Here is a 15,041-nt window from a genome sequence, read left to right as displayed (position 1 = left end):
CTTGTCGGCGCTGTCCTTTGATGTTCCGGGTTTCTTGTTCATCTTCGCTCCTTAAAGGCTACGATGAACCAGAACCCCTCCGGTGTTCAAATCCTCAAATCTGTCCCACAGGTGCTGACGTCAGACACATGCTGACGACGCTGCACTCGATCTCATGCTGGATCGCGCGCTGCGCAGCAAAGACGAGCTGCCGATTCTGGAGGCATCACACGCCGCGAGGATCATGTCTGACCAAGGCAGTCTCTGGATGTTTTCCCTTGCGGCTCTCAGGCATATGCACGACGCTGAGAAACTGATCCCTTTGGAGATAGCGGAGTTGTGGACTGCCCAAACGAAGCGGTCAGAAGTCCTGTTCAATCAGTTCTTCGATACACAACGGAATTTCTATGACACATATGCAAGTTGATAACTTGGATAATTATGGCGGCATTCTCGGCAAACTAAAAAACAGTTCGAAGAAATTCCGCGGCTGTCAGGCCCGCCCGTTGATCATTTAGAGGGGTATAGCGTAGGTGTAGTTCTCTTTTTCATCGGCTTCGGCCCGCCACTACCCCCATTGCGAACCAGTGACAGCGCCCTGACGGGCACGGATTTTTCCGTTATATTCAAGGAGGTTTGCGTGAACCGACCGAACCTCTTAGATGCGCCGCCTGGCTGAGTTTGGGCTCAGAATGTCCCTCAATCTCAGTTTGGGCGAACTTCGCACGCTCCGGTTCGGTCCCGTTTTCCCATTGTATTTCGGGGCTCTGCCGCCGAACTCCGCCAAAACCTAAAGCCGCGATCTGAATGACGCCGAAGGTAACATAGCCAGAACACGCAGTAGGCGCGTTGCTCGCCGATGGCAGCGTAAATCGGCGGATTTCTTAGGTGGGTTCGCATCCCAATCCCCCAAGGAAATTGCTGATGACAAATGATTTTCGCGTGTCTAGCCTGGCTGCATGTCGAACGGGCCTTGGACAGACGCAGAAAATGACCTGATCGTCGCGGACTACTTCGCGATGCTGTCTGCGGACTTTGCTGGCCAGTCCTATAACAAGGCCGCGCACAATCGCGATCTTCAGGCACAGATCGACCGCAACCGCAGTTCGATTGAGTTCAAGCACCAGAACATTAGCGCGGTTCTCCGGGCACTCGGAGAGGACTGGATCCCCGGCTACAAGCCCGCGCAAAACTACCAGGGCACACTAGAAGAGGCGGTGGCGCGTTGGCTGGAACTCAACCCCGGCTGGCTGTCCCGCATTCCGGACCGGCCCGCGATGGGCCTCCGCGAGGCGGCTCAACTTTGGATTGGACCGCCCCCGACGCTCAGCAACCAACCGCCTCCGGCTGAACTTGAGCAAACCATCGCCACCGCCCGCAAATTCGATGTGGCGGAGCGTGACGAGCGCAACCGCGCGCTTGGCCGGGCGGGAGAGGAACGCGCGCTGGCGCATGAGAAAGCGGTGCTGGCTGGCTCCGGGCGCTCTGATCTTGCGTCAAAGGTGCGATGGGTCTCAGAGGAGGATGGCGATGGCGCGGGGTATGATATCGCCAGTTATGCGCCGGATGGTCGGCTCCGTCTGATCGAAGTGAAGACGACCAACGGCTGGGAACGCACACCATTCCATATTTCGCGGAACGAGCTGTCTGTTGCCGACGAACGGCGGGCGGACTGGTGCCTCATGCGGCTCTATCACTTTTCACGGGAGCCGAAGGCGTTCGAACTGCGCCCGCCGCTCGATGCCCACGTGTCGCTGACCGCCACGAGTTTTCAGGCCAGTTTTCACTGACCCTCAATCAAACACCCGCTCCGGCTGCTCGACCCACGGCAGCTCCGCCAAGCCGCAAAGGTCGAAAATCGACAGCACCGTGGGCTCTCTCCGCAGGACCAGCCGCTCCAGTACCAATGGCGCAACCCATGCCAGCCGGATCACGCGGCTGACATAGCGGTCGGAGATGCCTTCTTCTCTGGCAAGATCGGCGATGGTGGTGACGTCGCCGCGCTCCAGCCTGCGTCGCCAGTCTCATGCGCGGCCAATGGCGCGCAGCAGGCGGCGGATTTCGCCGACCACGGCATCCTCGATCACGCCGCCGGGCAGCCGCTGTGGCCCGGGCAACTCTGCCTTGGGACGTTTCTCGACCACGTCCATCGAGACATAGTAACGATAGTGACGCGTGCCCTTTTTCGTGTGGTGCGGGGTCATCGCGACGCCGGTCTCGGTGAAGATCAGCCCGCGCAGCAGCGGCGGTGAAGGTTCCTTGGCAGTGCCCCCCCCCGGACCGGTTGTTCACGATCGCCTCATGCACCTCGTCCCATAGTTGCTCGTCGATGATCGCCTCGTGCTCGCCAATGCCCGCCAGAACAAGCGGATTTCCGGCGTTGGTTCGTGATCGGTTTCCTTGGCAAGGGAGCAAGTGTTGAACCGAAGCCAGAGTTCGGTCTGCAGGACGAAGTTGCTCTATGGCGGGGCGGAACTGTTCAAGGCTAGCTAGGTAGATAGCCCCCTTACCAAATCGACCTGAACTGGCCCATTGGCGCTGACGTCAGACGGCCGGCTGGTGTGTTTCCCTGCCGCGCGAAACCGACGCAGGGGCGGGCGTAGCGGGCGTAGGGCGGGCTTCAGCCCGCCAAACTTGCCACACTTTCCACACCCGCCATCCACTCGGCCACCGTCATCCAGACCGGCAGCGTTAGTGCGCTCAGGGTCGTCGATTGCGCGATCAGCCCTGCCGCCAGCCTCCGGTCGGCGCCGAACCCCGCCGCCAGCACATGCGCGGCCGAGGCCGTGGGCAGCGCCGCGAACACGATCAAAACCGGCACGATGGGCGCGTGGCTGCCCAGCGCCAGCGCCGCCAGCGTGACGGCAAGCGGCAGCGCCACCAGCTTGGTCGATACCAGCATCAGCGAAAACCGGTCGAGCCGCGCCAGCGCCCCCCAGCGCAGCGTCGCCCCGATCGAGATCAGCGCGATGGGAATGGCCGCGCCGGCCAGCATCTCTATCGGCGTCAGTACCGGGCGTGGCAGCGTCACCCCCGACAGCCCCACCGCGACGCCGGCAAGGCTGGCCAGCAGAAAGGGGTTGAGCGCCACCCGCCTGAGCGCGCCCATCGCACCCAGCCCTTCGCCCCGCGACAGGGCGGTGACGGCAAAGATGTTGGCCAGCGGGATCGCCATGCCGATGGCCACCGCGTAAAGTCCCAGATCGGCCGAGGGCAGGGCGCCCACGATCACGAAGCCCAGCGCTGTGTTGAACCGCCACGCCGTCTGCCAGCCGCCGGCGAAATCGAGAAACCGCTCGGGCCCGAACGGGCGCGCCAGCCAGCCCAGCGCCAGCCCCAGCGCCAGCACCGCCCAGACCAGCGGCCCGACCACCAGCAGGCTGGCGGGCGCGATCGGCCGGCTGGCGGCGGCGGCAAAGATCAGCGCCGGGAACAGGATCTCGAAATTCAGCCGGTCCAGCCCCGCCCAGGCGTTTTCGCTCAGCCGCGCGCGCACCGCACCGCCCAGCGCCACCAGCAGCACCACGGGCAAGAGACCGGTTAGCAGGATCTGGGCCATATGCGGTGCCTTTCCCGTTCAGTCCTGCCCGGCCAGGGTGCGCGCGCCGGCCTCGATTGCCAGGACACTGTCCTTCCATGGCCGCCAGCAGGCACGGATCTGGTGCCAGAACGTGGCTTCGGCCTCGGTTGCGCAGGCCATCAGCTCTGCCTGGTCATGGAACAGCCGCGCGTCGGGTTTCTGCCGGTGCTCGGGAAAGGTGCATCCAAGCTGGTCTTCGATCCAGCGGATATCGTCGGCCTGGCTGGCGGCGATCCGCGACAGCAGATCGGGATCTATGCCGAACGGGGTCTGGCCGAACTCGGTCACCCGCCGCTTGCCATAGGAAATCGCCGCCCGGGCGCGAAAGGACAGCTGTGCATCGCCCAGCCGGCGCAGCCAGAGTTGGTGCAGGGCGGTCGCCTCGGCGCTGTAGCTGATGTTGACGTTGCGCTGGTCGCCATTGCCCAGCAGCGCGCCCACGCGCCCGGCCAGGTCACGGATCGCGTCGCCCCCTTCCAGCGCCGAGCGATGATAAAGCACCAGTTCGACATTTTCCGCGCCCAGCCGGTCGATCCAGGGCTGAAATCTGGCGCGATAGCCGGGATACCACTGTGCGGGGTCAAAATCGGTGATCCGTTCGCGCAGCTTCTGGTTTTGCATGCTGATGACAAAACTTTTGGGTTCGCGCACATAGGCGATCAGCCGGATGCGGTCGAAATGCGGGCGCAGCGCCGCCAGCAGGATGTCGATGCCATCGCCCTGCAGCATCTGGCCGGTCAGTTCCTCGGCCGAGATCAGCAGATCACGTCGGTCGGTTTCCAGCAGGGTCTGAAAATCACCGCGCAGTGTGGTGCGCCGTTGTAGGTAATCCTGCGATGCCCTGCTGGCAAAAAACTCGTTCAAAGCTGCTTCGGAGCGACCAGAGAACAGATCCATCACTGCAAAGGAATGGTTGCTGGAAGCGAGCGGCGCATAGATCAACCGGTCGTTGGCATAGCCGTCAAGCGCGACCTGGATCGAGGTTGAGCCGGTCTTGTGCATGCCGGCGTGAAGAATACAGGTTCGGCTCATTGGTGGGTGATCTCCGATATGCGCGATCCCGATCCGTTGGCGACCGGACGCACGGGCAAGAATTACAGGTGCGGATTATGAATGAAAACCCGGTCAGGCGTATCGCCCGCTTCATGCAGCCGTGCCGAACCCTGTCAATCCCGCCGCGCACTGCTACATGCAGAGGTCGAAATTCCCCCCTACCCAAAACCTTGAGGCTGGCCTATAGTCGCTGTGGGCGACTGGGCGTAAGACCCACGACCAAGCGAGGCAGAGAAGAAAAGGGGCTGGGGCTATGCGGTGCCCGTTTTGCGGAAATATTGATACTCAGGTAAAGGACTCGCGTCCTGCCGAAGATCACGTTTCGATCCGGCGGCGGCGGTTTTGTCCGGCCTGCGGTGGGCGTTTCACCACCTATGAGCGGGTGCAACTGCGTGATCTGGTCGTCGTCAAATCGAACGGTCGGAGAGAGGATTTCGACCGCGACAAGCTGGAACGTTCTGTGCGCATTGCGCTGCAGAAACGCCCGATCGAGCCAGAGCGGATCGAACAGATGATCTCGGGCATCGTGCGGCGGTTGGAGTCGATGGGCGACACCGACATTCAGTCAAAGGCGATCGGTGAGATCGTGATGGAAACGCTGGCGCGGATCGACACCGTCGCCTATGTGCGTTTTGCCAGCGTTTACAAGAACTTTCAGGCGGCAGACGATTTCGACAAGTTTGTCAGCGAGCTGCGGCCGAACATCGCCGAGAGCGTCGCCGAAGAGGCGGCCGACAAAAAACCCGCCGGCAAGTGAACGACGCCGACATCCGCTTCATGCGGCTGGCGCTGACACTGGGCCGGCGTGGGCAGGGGCGGTGCTGGCCCAACCCCGCGGTGGGCTGCGTGATCGTGCGTGCGGGTCGCATCATCGGGCGTGGATCGACCGCGCCGGGCGGGCGCCCGCATGCCGAAGTCGTGGCGCTGGCGCAGGCCGGCGAGGGCGCGCGCGGCGCAGCAGCCTATGTCAGCCTGGAACCCTGTGCCCATCACGGTAAGACCCCGCCCTGCGCCGAGGCACTGATTGCGGCCGGTGTGGCGCGAGTCGTCGTGGCGGTCGAGGACACCGACCCCCGCGTCGCCGGGCAGGGGCTGGCGATGCTGCGTGCCGCCGGGGTAGAGGTGACGACCGGGGTTCTGGCAGACGAGGCCGGCGCCGATCTGCGGGGATTTCTGCGCCGCGCTGCCGGCGGCGCGCCCTGGATCACGCTCAAGCTTGCCACCTCGTTCGATGGCCGCATCGCCACTGCGAGCGGGGCCAGCCAGTGGATAACGGGGCCCGAGGCGCGCCGCCATGTGCACGCGATGCGGGCGCGCCACGATGCGGTGATGGTGGGGGCCGGCACCGCGCGCGCCGATGACCCGATGCTGACGGTACGCGGGATGGGCATGGCGCATCAGCCGGTTCGGGTGGTCGTGTCACGCCGGCTGGAGCTGCCCGAGGGCGGAAAACTGGCGCGCAGCGCGGGTGATGTGCCGCTGTGGCTGTGCCACGGCCCGGATGTGGACGAGGATCGCCGCGCCGCATGGGCGGCGCGCGGTGCGCGGCTGGTGCCCTGCGCGGTGGCCGGGCGGCAACTGGACCCCGAAAGCCTGTGCGCGGCGCTGGGGCAGGCCGGGCTGACGCGCATCTTTTGCGAGGGCGGCGCGGCGCTGGCCGCGTCGCTGTTGTCGGCAGGGATGGCGGACGAGCTGGCGGGCTTTACTGCCGGTATGGCGCTGGGGGCCGAGGGCCTGCCGGCGGTAGGCGCGATGGGGATTTCCGAGCTGGCCGAGGCGCACAGATTCAGACTGGCCGAGGTCCGGCAGGTCGGCGGCGACGTGTTGCACCGCTGGCTGCGGGACTAGAGCGTATCACGCCAATTCTGACCGTTACAGGCACCGGATCAGGCCCGGTGCGGGTGCTTTCGATTGAACATGACAGAGTTGGTGTCGCCTCAGAAGGGCAGATCGCGCCCGTCGTAGCTGCGAAAACATCCGCTGGTTGCCAGGTTCAGCCGCCCGAATTCCAGCACCAGGCCATCGGCGCTTTCATCGATGCTGACATCGCCCCCCTTGCCGCCCATGTCGGTGCGCACCCAGCCGGGATGATAGATGCCAACGGCAATGCTGCGCGGGGCCAGATCGACCGCCAGGTTGCGCCCCAGGTTCAGCGCCGCCGCCTTGGAGGCGCGATAGGCATAACTACCCCCGCCGGCCAGTTCCTGGCTGCCCATGCGGCTTGAGATGATGGCGATGCGCGCGCCCTCGGCCCGCATCAGCGCCGGCAGGCAGGTCTGCACGGTCAGGAACACGCCGGTGACATTGATGGTCAGCGCCTCGGCCCAGGTGGCGGGGGAAAAACCGCTCTCGATGGTCTGGCCCTTGTCCGGATAGACACCGGCGTTGCAGATCAGCAGATCGACCGCATCGTCCGACAGGGCCTTGTCGAGCGCGCCGAAATCCTCTGACCTGCCGACGTCCAGCTTTACGGCCTCGCCGCCCGAGCGGGCGGTGCCGGTCACCCTGTGTCCGCCGGCGCTGTAGCGGTTGCGCAGCGCCTTTCCGATACCCCGGCCAGCGCCGGTGATGACAACATGCATGGCGATTGCCTCAGTTTGTTTTGCGGCCGGGACGGAAGGGCAGCGGCGTGACCGGTATTCCGTCCTCGATCAGCTTGCGGGCCTCTTCGAGGGGGGCCTCGCCGTGAATGGGGCGCTCGGGCGCGGTTCCTTCGTGGATATCGCGGGCCTCGCGGGTGAAGTTCATGCCGACATATTCGGAATTCGTCTCGATCCGCTGCCTGAGCTCGGCCAGCACCTGTTCGGCGGCGCTTGCCGGGGTGGAAAGCGGCCCTGCGGGCGGTGTTGTGTCGGCGCTGTCGCGGCCGGCCTGAACCCTGGGCGCCATCAGCGCCTTTTCCACCGCGGTCGAGCCGCAGACGGAACAGGACACCATGCCCGCCCTGGCCAGCTTGTCATAGGCGTCGGCGGACTGGAACCAGCTGTCGAACTGGTGGCCCTGATCGCATTTTAGACTGAACTGAATCACGTTCTGGGGCTCCGGTATAGTCACCGGACTACATATACGCCCGGCGGCGCAAATCAAGCCATCCGGGTGTTCAGCCGCTCGGCCCGGCGGGATCGAATGCCCTTATGATACGTGCCAGTTCGGGGTCGGTGACGCAGCCTGCGGCCTTTCTGCGGCGCATCCATTTGCGCCGGCGCATTCCCTTTTCGGGGTAGTCGCGGGCGAGCTTTGCGACCTCGACCGGATAGACCATCGCCACGCAGGGCGCCTCTTCGCCGGTCGGCAGAACCTTGCGAAAGGAAAACAGCCCCAGGCCCGGCCCGGTGACGCGACCGGTGACGCCGGCCTCTTCCCACGCTTCGCGCAGGGCGGCCTCGGCCGGGGTGCAGCCATCGACGGGCCAGCCCTTGGGAATGATCCAGCGGCCGGTTCCGCGGGTGGTGATCATCAGGATTTCGGGCTTTTTCCCCCGGATGCGATAGCACAGAGCGGCGAATTGCGCGCGCAGGTCGGATTTGCGCCCGGACTCGAGCGAAATGGGCCCTTCGCTAAGCTCGTGACGCGTCATGCGGGCGTGCCTTTCGTGGCGGGCCATGTGGCGATTCGCAGTCTTTTTTGGCAGAGCACGGCGTATCTGGCCAGTCCGGATTTGCACCCGTCTTTGAGTGCCTGAGTCGTAATCCAAGTAAAATAATCAGAATTGACATGTCAGATTAAAATTGTCAGATTAATCCCAGCGACCGAAACCCGGCAGCCATCACGCCATAATTCTTCAGACAAGGGGACAAGTCGATGACAGAGCAACGGTTCGGACACGCACGGCGGCCAGGCAAGACGGCAAAGCCCGTTGCCGAAGGGGGCGCGCCATGATCCCGTTGCGCAAGTCCGCCACCGAATTCGACACTACGGTGCAGCCGCAATACGACGCCCGCAAGCTGATTGGCGAGGGGCCAACCGCCTCGATCACGCTGGACGGGCAGATTTACACCCTTCGGATCACCCGGTCCGGCAAGCTGATCCTGACAAAATGAAACATCACCGCGACATGCGCGGCGCCTTTCCGGTGGCCGCCATCGACACTCTGACGGGGCCGGAGCAATTGCTGGTCAAGGCGTTGCGCTATTGGTCGGGCGATGCGCAGGGGATGGCGCGTATCGCCCACATGCTTGATGCAAGGATGGGGGCGCAGGCGGCGCAGACCATACTGGACGGGCTGGAAGAGATATTCGCCACCCTTGCGCGTCACGGCCGCCGGCGGCTGATGCGGCACAAACTGGCCTGCTCCTGCGTCAGCTCGGACGAGGCGGTGTTCGCCCATTTCGTCATGCTGGCCGCAACGGGAGAGCGCGAGGATGCGATGCTGGTCGGCGCGCTGATGATCGAAGGGCCGCTCTTGCTGCCCTTTACCGAGGCCGCCCGGTGTACGGGGCTGGAACTGATGCGCGCCGACCTGGCGCGGCCACGGGCGCTGTTTGAACAGGCCAGCAGCCTTGTCCATTAGACACGGGCAAGGGGGTACGGCACATGGTTTTGGCTGCATCTGAAAAGCGTGTCGTGCGCCGTGCATTCGTCACATGACAGCAGGGCCGTCACGACGGCCCGGAAGAAAGCGCCATGATCATCTGCACGCCATGATGCCCGGCCCGTGATCGGGGCGGGCGTTTTCGTGCCCGTCGCGCGCCACGGGCTTACCCGCAGCGGGGGCGGGGGCGGTGCGACATGGGTATTTGAAACCAGAAAGAAGCAGGGCAGGGGCGGCGCTGCCGCCTATTCGGCCAGGTGGCAGGCGGCCTCGGCCCCGTTCTTGAGCTTGCGCAGTTCCGGCCGCTCGGACCGGCAGCGCGCCACCGCGATTGGGCAGCGCGGGGCAAAAGGGCAGCCGGGCGGCGGGTTGACCGGGTCAGGCAACTCGCCCGGCGGGTGCGGCCGGTCGAAAGAGCCGCCTTCGAGCTTGGGTATCGCCTCGAGCAGCAGCTGCGTATAGGGGTGGCTGGGCCGCGAAAACAGCGTCGCCGTTTCGGCCAGCTCCATGATCCGGCCCAGGTACATGACCGCGACGCGGGTACCGAAATGTTCGACCACGGACAGGTCATGGGTGATAAAAAGGTATGTGAGCCCGCGTTCGGCCTGCAGGTCGCTGAGCAGGTTGAGGATCTGCGCCTGGATCGAGACGTCAAGCGCCGAAATCGGTTCGTCCGCGACGATGAAGGCGGGGTTTGTGACCAGCGCGCGGGCGATGGCGATGCGCTGGCGCTGGCCGCCGGAAAATTCATGCGGCAGGCGGCGCTGCCAGCTGGGGTCGCAACCGGTGGCGTCAAGCACCTCTTCGACGCGGGTGCGGGCCTCGCTCGCGCTCATCTCGGGCATCAGGTGGCGGACGGGTTCGACCAGCGTGTCGAACACGTTGCGGCGCGGGTTGAGCGAGGCATATGGATTCTGGAACACCATCTGCATGTCGCGGCGTATTGGCTTGCGTTCGGTCTCGTCCATGGTGTCGATGCGTTTGCCGCGGAAATACACTTCGCCCGCTGTGGGCCGTTGCAGCCCGATGATGGTGCGCCCCAGCGTGGTCTTGCCACAACCGGATTCGCCCACCACGCAAAAGCTTTCGCCGGGGCGAATGGCCACGTCGACGGTGTTGAGCGCGTGCAGCACCGGCTTTTCGCGCGACAGGAAATGCGTCGGCAGCGGAAAGCGGACCTCCAGCCCGCGGGTTTCGACGATGGGCGTGTCGGTCATGATGCAGCCTCGACCGGGGTGAGCGGGCTGAAACAGGCGGTGCCGTCGCCAAGTTCGGGGATTTCACGGCGGCAGCGGTCGGTGACACGCTCGCAGCGCGGGTGATAGGCGCAGCCAGAGGGCAGGGCGGTGATGGGTGGCATCGAGCCCGGTATCTGGTAAAGCCGCTGACCGCGCCCGACCTTTTGCGGCAGCGCCCGCAACAGGCCATAGGTATAGGGGTGGCGTGGCGCGTCGATGATCTGCCGGGTTGGCCCCTCTTCGACGCATTTGCCGGCATACATGATCATGATCCGCTCGGTCACCTCGGCCACGACGCCCAGGTCGTGGGTGATCAGGATCAGCGCCACGTCCTTTTCGCGGCAGAGCTTGAGGATCAGGGCCATGATCTCGGCCTGGATGGTGACGTCGAGCGCGGTCGTCGGTTCGTCGGCGATGATCAGTTCGGGGTCAGTCAGCAGCGCGATGGCGATGACGACCCGCTGGCGCAGCCCGCCCGAGAGTTCATGCGGATAGGCCTCCATCCGCGAGTCTGCCGAGGGGATCGAGACCTCTTTCAGTTTCTCGATGCACAGCCGGCGCGCCTCGGCATCGGAAATTCGGCGATGGGCGCGCAGGGTTTCCATCATCTGGGTGCCAATGGTCAGCACCGGGTTCAGCGTCACCATCGGGTCCTGAAATATCATCGAGATGCGGTTGCCACGGATGCGGCGAATTTCGCGTTCGCTCAGATCCAGCAGGTTCTGGCCGTGAAAGATGATCTCGCCATCGCTGACGCGCCCCGGTTCGGCGATCAGGTTGAGGATGGCAAAGGCCAGCATCGACTTGCCGGCGCCGGATTCGCCGACAACGCCCAGCCGCTCGCCCTTGGACAGGTGCAGATCGACGCCGCGCAGGGCCTCGACCTCGTCGGTTTTTCCCTGCGGAAAGGCGACATGCAGATCGCGCACTTCGAGCATCGGCATCAGTCCTCTCCCCGCCGCAGTTTCGGGTTCAGCACGTCGCGCATCCAGTCGCCCAGCAGGTTCAGCGCCAGCACCAGCGCGATCAGCACCATTGCCGGGTAGAAGGTGATCCACCATGACCCCGAAAAGATGAACTCGAACCCCGAGCGGATGAGAGAGCCCAGCGAGGGCCTGTCAACCGGCATCCCCAGCCCGAGAAATGACAGCGCCGCCTCGGTCATGATTGCCTCGGCCACCTGGATGGTCGAGATCACCAGCACCGGCGTCAGCGTGTTGGGCAGGATATGCCCCCACATGATGCGCCGCGGCGGCAGGCCGATGACGCGGGCGGCATCGACATATTCCTTGTTCTTTTCGCCCAGAACGGATGACCGCACGGTGCGCGCGAATTTCGGCCATTCGGCCACGCCGATGATCAGGATCAGCATGAAGATGGCGTAATCTGCATAGGTGTTGGCGTCGAAGCCGGCCGAAAAGATCGCCAGCACGATGATCGCGATCATCAGGGTGGAGAGCGACATCTGGATATCGGCCAGCCGCATCAGGAAGGCATCGACCCAGCCGCCGCGATAGCCCGCGATCAGCCCCAGGGTGATGCCCAGCACCGCCTGCACCACCACCGCGCCTGCGCCGATCAGCAGCGAGATACCCGTGCCGTACATGATGGTGCTCAGCACCCCGCGGCCCTGCGTGTCGGTTCCCAGAAGGAAACGTTCATCCCCGCCTGCGCGCCACGCGGGGGGCATTTCGCTGTCCATGATGTCGATCTGCATCAGGTCATAGGGGTTTTGCGGCGCAAGAAGCGGCGCAAAGACCGCCATCAGAACCAGCACCAGCAGCACCACACCGGCACCGATTGCCACCGGATCGCCCAGGAAACGTGAAAGGACACCGCGCCAGGTAATCATGCCTTGGCCCCCGGCAGTTTCACCATCGGATTGATCAGCGTGTAGACGAAATCGACGATGGTGTTGACGACGACAAAGATCAGCCCGACGACGATGATGTAGGCGATGATCAGCGGGGTATCGACCCGGTTCACCGCCTCGAGAAAGAGAAAACCCATCCCCGGCCACTGGAACACGGTCTCGGTCAGGATGGTATAGGCGATCAGTGTGCCGATCATCAGCCCGCCCACCGTGACCACCGGCAGCAGCGTGTTGCGGAACGCATGCACATAGCGCACCCGTGCGGTCGACAATCCCTTGGCGCGGGCGAAACGGACATAGTCGGTGCCCATGGTTTCCATCATCTCGGCCCGGATCAGGCGGATGAAAAGCGGCAGCATGATCGACGAAAGTGCGATCGAGGGCAGGACCAGGTGTGCCCATCCGTCAAGTGTCAGGAGACCGGTGTCCCACCCCCAGGGTAGCTCGACCGTGTCGCCGCGGCCAAAGGCGGGCAACCAGCCCAGTTCGACCCCGAAGAGCCACACCAGCATGATCGCGGTCAGAAAGACCGGTACCGATATGCCGATGATCGAGCCGGTCATGATGATCCGCGTCAACCAGCTGTCGCGGTGGATGGCACAATAGATGCCGCCCGGGATCGACAGCCCGACAAAGATGAATGTGGCGCCGAGGACCAGCTCGAACGTGGCCGGGAACTTGTCCAGGATCACGTCCAGTGCCGGGCGCTTGAAAAAGTACGAAGTGCCAAGATCGCCCTGAACTGCATTGCCGAGAAAGCGGGCGTATTGCACCAGGAAGGGGTCGTTCAGGCCCAGCTCGTCACGCAGCGCCTCGCGGTCGGCCTCCGAGACCGACTGGCCGACAAGTTCGCGCAGCGGGTCGCCGAGGTTGTCCTGGATCGAAAATCCGATGAGCGAGATGACGAACATCACGATCACGGCCTGGACCGCGCGGCGGATGAGAAAGGCGATAATGTGCATCGGCGCGGGTTTCTCTGGCAGCGGCTGAAGGGGGGCGTCGAGCCCCGGATTTGATCGGGGTCTCGTAAGTCCGAAAGCGGTCTCGGGTCAACCCCGGGACGGTCAGGAAACCGGTGGGCCGGGTTTGGCCCGGCCCACCGTCATTCGATCATTCGTCGATGACCAGATCGCCCAGGTAGGGGAAGTTCATCACGTTGAGCACCGGCTCGATGTCGACGCCCTTGCGCGCGGCCCAGGCCAGGTCCTGCCAGTGCAGCGGAACGAAGGCGGCCTCGTCATAGAGGATTTTTTCCACCTGCTGCAGTATCTCGGCCCGTTTTTCCGGGTCGGTCTCGGTCAGCGAGTCCAGGGTCAGCTGGTCCACCTGTTCATTCGAGTAGTTGCCCGAGTTGTACTGCCCGCGACCGGTGTCGGCGTTGGGGGTCATGGTCAGGAACTCGTTGAAGTTGGCGCTGTCCTCGGTGTCCGAATGCCAGCCGATCATCATGATGTCGGCGGCGCGTTCGTCATACTTGGGCCAGTACTGCGCCTTGGGCATGGTGGTCAGGTCGATCTCGATGCCTATCTTGGCCAGCATCGCCGCCGCCGCTTCGCAGATCTTGTAGTCGTTGACGTAGCGGTTGTTGGGGCACATCATCGTCGCCTTGAACCCGTCGGCATAGCCCGCTTCGGCCATCAGCGCCTTGGCCTTGTCCAGGTCAAAGCGCGGCGTCAGGTTGGGGTTGTGGCCGACATAGCCCTTGGGCGATTGCTGCGCCGCGACGGTGCCGAAGCCCTTCATGATCTTCTCGACGATGCCTTCGTTGTTGATGGCATGAACGATCGCCTGGCGCACCTTGACGTTGGCCAGCGCCTCGTTGCGGTTCTGGTTCATCTGCAGCGTGATGATGCGGGTGCCGGTCATCGTCACCAGGTCGACATTGGCGTCGCCCTCGATGCGTTCCAGGTCGGTGGGCGGCACCGGCGCGATAAAGTCGACATCGCCCGACAGGATCGCGGCGACGCGGGTGGGCGCCTCCTTGATCGGGGTCAGGATTGCGGTCTGCACGTTGCCGGGGCTGTCGGTGTCCCAATAGTCGGGGTTGCGTTCGAACACGACGCGCACGCCCTGTTCGCGCTCGGCCACGATGAAGGGGCCGGTGCCCGAAACGTTGCGGCTGGCAAAGCTGTCGCCATGCTTGGCGATTTCTGCGCCGCCTTCCTCGTAAAAGGCCTTGTCCATCGGAAAGACATAGGTGGCGGTGTGCAGCACCAGCGGGCTGGGTCCGTCGGTCTTGATCTCGACGGTGTGGTCGTCAAGCGCGGTGGCCGACGTCCAGCCGGCAAAAAGCCCCTTGAAGTCGGGCGAGGCTTTCAGCCGCTCGATTGTCCAGACCACGTCTTCGGCGGTCATGTCGTTGCCGGAGTGGAATTTCACCCCCTGGCGCAGCTTGAACACCACTGTGGTGTCGTCAACCCGTTCCCAGCTTTCGGCCAGGCGCGGGTCAAAGCCAAGGTCCTTGTTCCAGCGCAGCAGCGGGTCGAACACCATGTGGCTGAGTTGCAGCGTGCCGCCCGAAAGCTGCTCGTGCGGGTCGAGCGAGACGGGGTCGGCGTCATAGGCGAAATTCAGCGTCTGCGCCGAACCGATGCCGGCCGCCGCCAGCACGATCGCGGATGCAGCCGCCAGGTTTCTGAGAATGTTCATATCGTTCTCCCTGAACTGAACGGGGCACGTCCCGGCCGCATGGCAACCGGCCCCCGACACATTGTCGCAAGGTAGTCCTGATTCCGGACTTGTGTAAAGCCTAGCTTCCGTCACGTCAGGTGCTGGCATGTGGCGAGA

16 protein-coding genes are annotated in these 15,041 nt (G+C 64.0%); 5 read left to right on the top strand and 11 right to left on the bottom strand.

What is annotated here, in order from left to right:
* Nucleotides 1-938: 938 nt before the first annotated feature.
* A complete protein-coding gene (locus DL899_RS05190; RefSeq protein ID WP_111732906.1) occupies nucleotides 939-1,769 on the top strand; it encodes a protein NO VEIN domain-containing protein in 831 nt (276 codons plus the stop codon).
* A 234-nt stretch (nucleotides 1,770-2,003) separates the two neighbouring features.
* Here the strand turns inward: DL899_RS05190 and DL899_RS19580 are convergent, their stop codons facing one another.
* From DL899_RS19580 to DL899_RS05175, 3 genes are all read right to left on the bottom strand, one after another.
* Nucleotides 2,004-2,183, bottom strand: a complete 180-nt coding sequence (locus DL899_RS19580; protein WP_204355251.1) for a hypothetical protein — start codon at nucleotides 2,181-2,183, stop codon at nucleotides 2,004-2,006.
* A 416-nt stretch (nucleotides 2,184-2,599) separates the two neighbouring features.
* Nucleotides 2,600-3,538 (bottom strand): AEC family transporter, encoded by a 939-nt coding sequence (locus DL899_RS05180; protein ID WP_111732905.1) that lies wholly within the window; start codon nucleotides 3,536-3,538, stop codon nucleotides 2,600-2,602.
* An 18-nt stretch (nucleotides 3,539-3,556) separates the two neighbouring features.
* The gene (locus DL899_RS05175) at nucleotides 3,557-4,591 is read right to left on the bottom strand and encodes a hypothetical protein (RefSeq protein ID WP_162685509.1); all 1,035 of its coding nucleotides are present in this window, start codon (nucleotides 4,589-4,591) and stop codon (nucleotides 3,557-3,559) included.
* Between the two features lie 274 nt (nucleotides 4,592-4,865).
* Here DL899_RS05175 and nrdR point away from each other — a divergent pair, with 274 nt between their 5' ends.
* Nucleotides 4,866-5,369 (top strand): transcriptional regulator NrdR, encoded by a 504-nt coding sequence (gene nrdR, locus DL899_RS05170; RefSeq protein WP_111732903.1) that lies wholly within the window; start codon nucleotides 4,866-4,868, stop codon nucleotides 5,367-5,369.
* A complete protein-coding gene (gene ribD, locus DL899_RS05165) occupies nucleotides 5,366-6,460 on the top strand; it encodes a bifunctional diaminohydroxyphosphoribosylaminopyrimidine deaminase/5-amino-6-(5-phosphoribosylamino)uracil reductase RibD (protein ID WP_239494609.1) in 1,095 nt (364 codons plus the stop codon). The genes nrdR and ribD overlap by 4 nt, the downstream gene beginning before the upstream one ends.
* 89 nt (nucleotides 6,461-6,549) lie before the next feature.
* On the opposite strand, the gene DL899_RS05160 is transcribed toward ribD, so the two are convergent.
* The 3 genes from DL899_RS05160 to DL899_RS05150 all read right to left on the bottom strand — a co-directional run bounded on the left by DL899_RS05160 (nucleotide 6,550) and on the right by DL899_RS05150 (nucleotide 8,189).
* Nucleotides 6,550-7,194, bottom strand: a complete 645-nt coding sequence (locus DL899_RS05160) for an SDR family NAD(P)-dependent oxidoreductase (protein ID WP_111732902.1) — start codon at nucleotides 7,192-7,194, stop codon at nucleotides 6,550-6,552.
* Nucleotides 7,195-7,204: 10 nt separating this feature from the next.
* Nucleotides 7,205-7,642, bottom strand: coding sequence for a DUF1178 family protein (locus DL899_RS05155; RefSeq protein WP_111732901.1), 438 nt, complete (start codon nucleotides 7,640-7,642; stop codon nucleotides 7,205-7,207).
* 70 nt (nucleotides 7,643-7,712) lie between these two features.
* The gene (locus DL899_RS05150) at nucleotides 7,713-8,189 is read right to left on the bottom strand and encodes an NUDIX hydrolase (RefSeq protein ID WP_111732933.1); all 477 of its coding nucleotides are present in this window, start codon (nucleotides 8,187-8,189) and stop codon (nucleotides 7,713-7,715) included.
* 298 nt (nucleotides 8,190-8,487) lie between these two features.
* On the opposite strand from DL899_RS05150, the gene hemP reads away from it, so the two are divergent.
* Nucleotides 8,488-8,652: a hemin uptake protein HemP gene (hemP, locus tag DL899_RS05145; protein WP_111732900.1), complete on the top strand. Its 165-nt coding sequence runs from the start codon at nucleotides 8,488-8,490 to the stop codon at nucleotides 8,650-8,652.
* Nucleotides 8,649-9,122 (top strand): hypothetical protein, encoded by a 474-nt coding sequence (locus DL899_RS05140; protein WP_111732899.1) that lies wholly within the window; start codon nucleotides 8,649-8,651, stop codon nucleotides 9,120-9,122. Before hemP ends, DL899_RS05140 begins: the two co-directional genes overlap by 4 nt.
* A 266-nt stretch (nucleotides 9,123-9,388) precedes the next feature.
* On the opposite strand, the gene DL899_RS05135 is transcribed toward DL899_RS05140, so the two are convergent.
* The 5 genes from DL899_RS05135 to DL899_RS05115 form a co-directional block, all read right to left on the bottom strand.
* A complete protein-coding gene (locus DL899_RS05135; RefSeq protein WP_111732898.1) occupies nucleotides 9,389-10,360 on the bottom strand; it encodes an ABC transporter ATP-binding protein in 972 nt (323 codons plus the stop codon).
* Nucleotides 10,357-11,325 (bottom strand): ABC transporter ATP-binding protein, encoded by a 969-nt coding sequence (locus DL899_RS05130; RefSeq protein WP_111732897.1) that lies wholly within the window; start codon nucleotides 11,323-11,325, stop codon nucleotides 10,357-10,359. Before DL899_RS05130 ends, DL899_RS05135 begins: the two co-directional genes overlap by 4 nt.
* Entirely contained in the window at nucleotides 11,325-12,233 is a 909-nt protein-coding gene (locus DL899_RS05125) for an ABC transporter permease (RefSeq protein ID WP_111732896.1), read from the bottom strand. Before DL899_RS05125 ends, DL899_RS05130 begins: the two co-directional genes overlap by 1 nt.
* Nucleotides 12,230-13,216: an ABC transporter permease gene (locus DL899_RS05120; protein WP_239494608.1), complete on the bottom strand. Its 987-nt coding sequence runs from the start codon at nucleotides 13,214-13,216 to the stop codon at nucleotides 12,230-12,232. The genes DL899_RS05125 and DL899_RS05120 overlap by 4 nt, the downstream gene beginning before the upstream one ends.
* A gap of 148 nt (nucleotides 13,217-13,364) precedes the next feature.
* Entirely contained in the window at nucleotides 13,365-14,903 is a 1,539-nt protein-coding gene (locus DL899_RS05115) for an ABC transporter substrate-binding protein (RefSeq protein ID WP_111732895.1), read from the bottom strand.
* Nucleotides 14,904-15,041: the final 138 nt, after the last annotated feature.

The sequence above is a fragment of the Roseovarius amoyensis genome, from assembly GCF_003260265.1.
Lineage (GTDB): Bacteria > Pseudomonadota > Alphaproteobacteria > Rhodobacterales > Rhodobacteraceae > Roseovarius > Roseovarius amoyensis.
The sequence above is the reverse complement of the archived record's forward strand: the minus strand, read 5'-3'. Positions and strand labels throughout refer to the sequence as shown.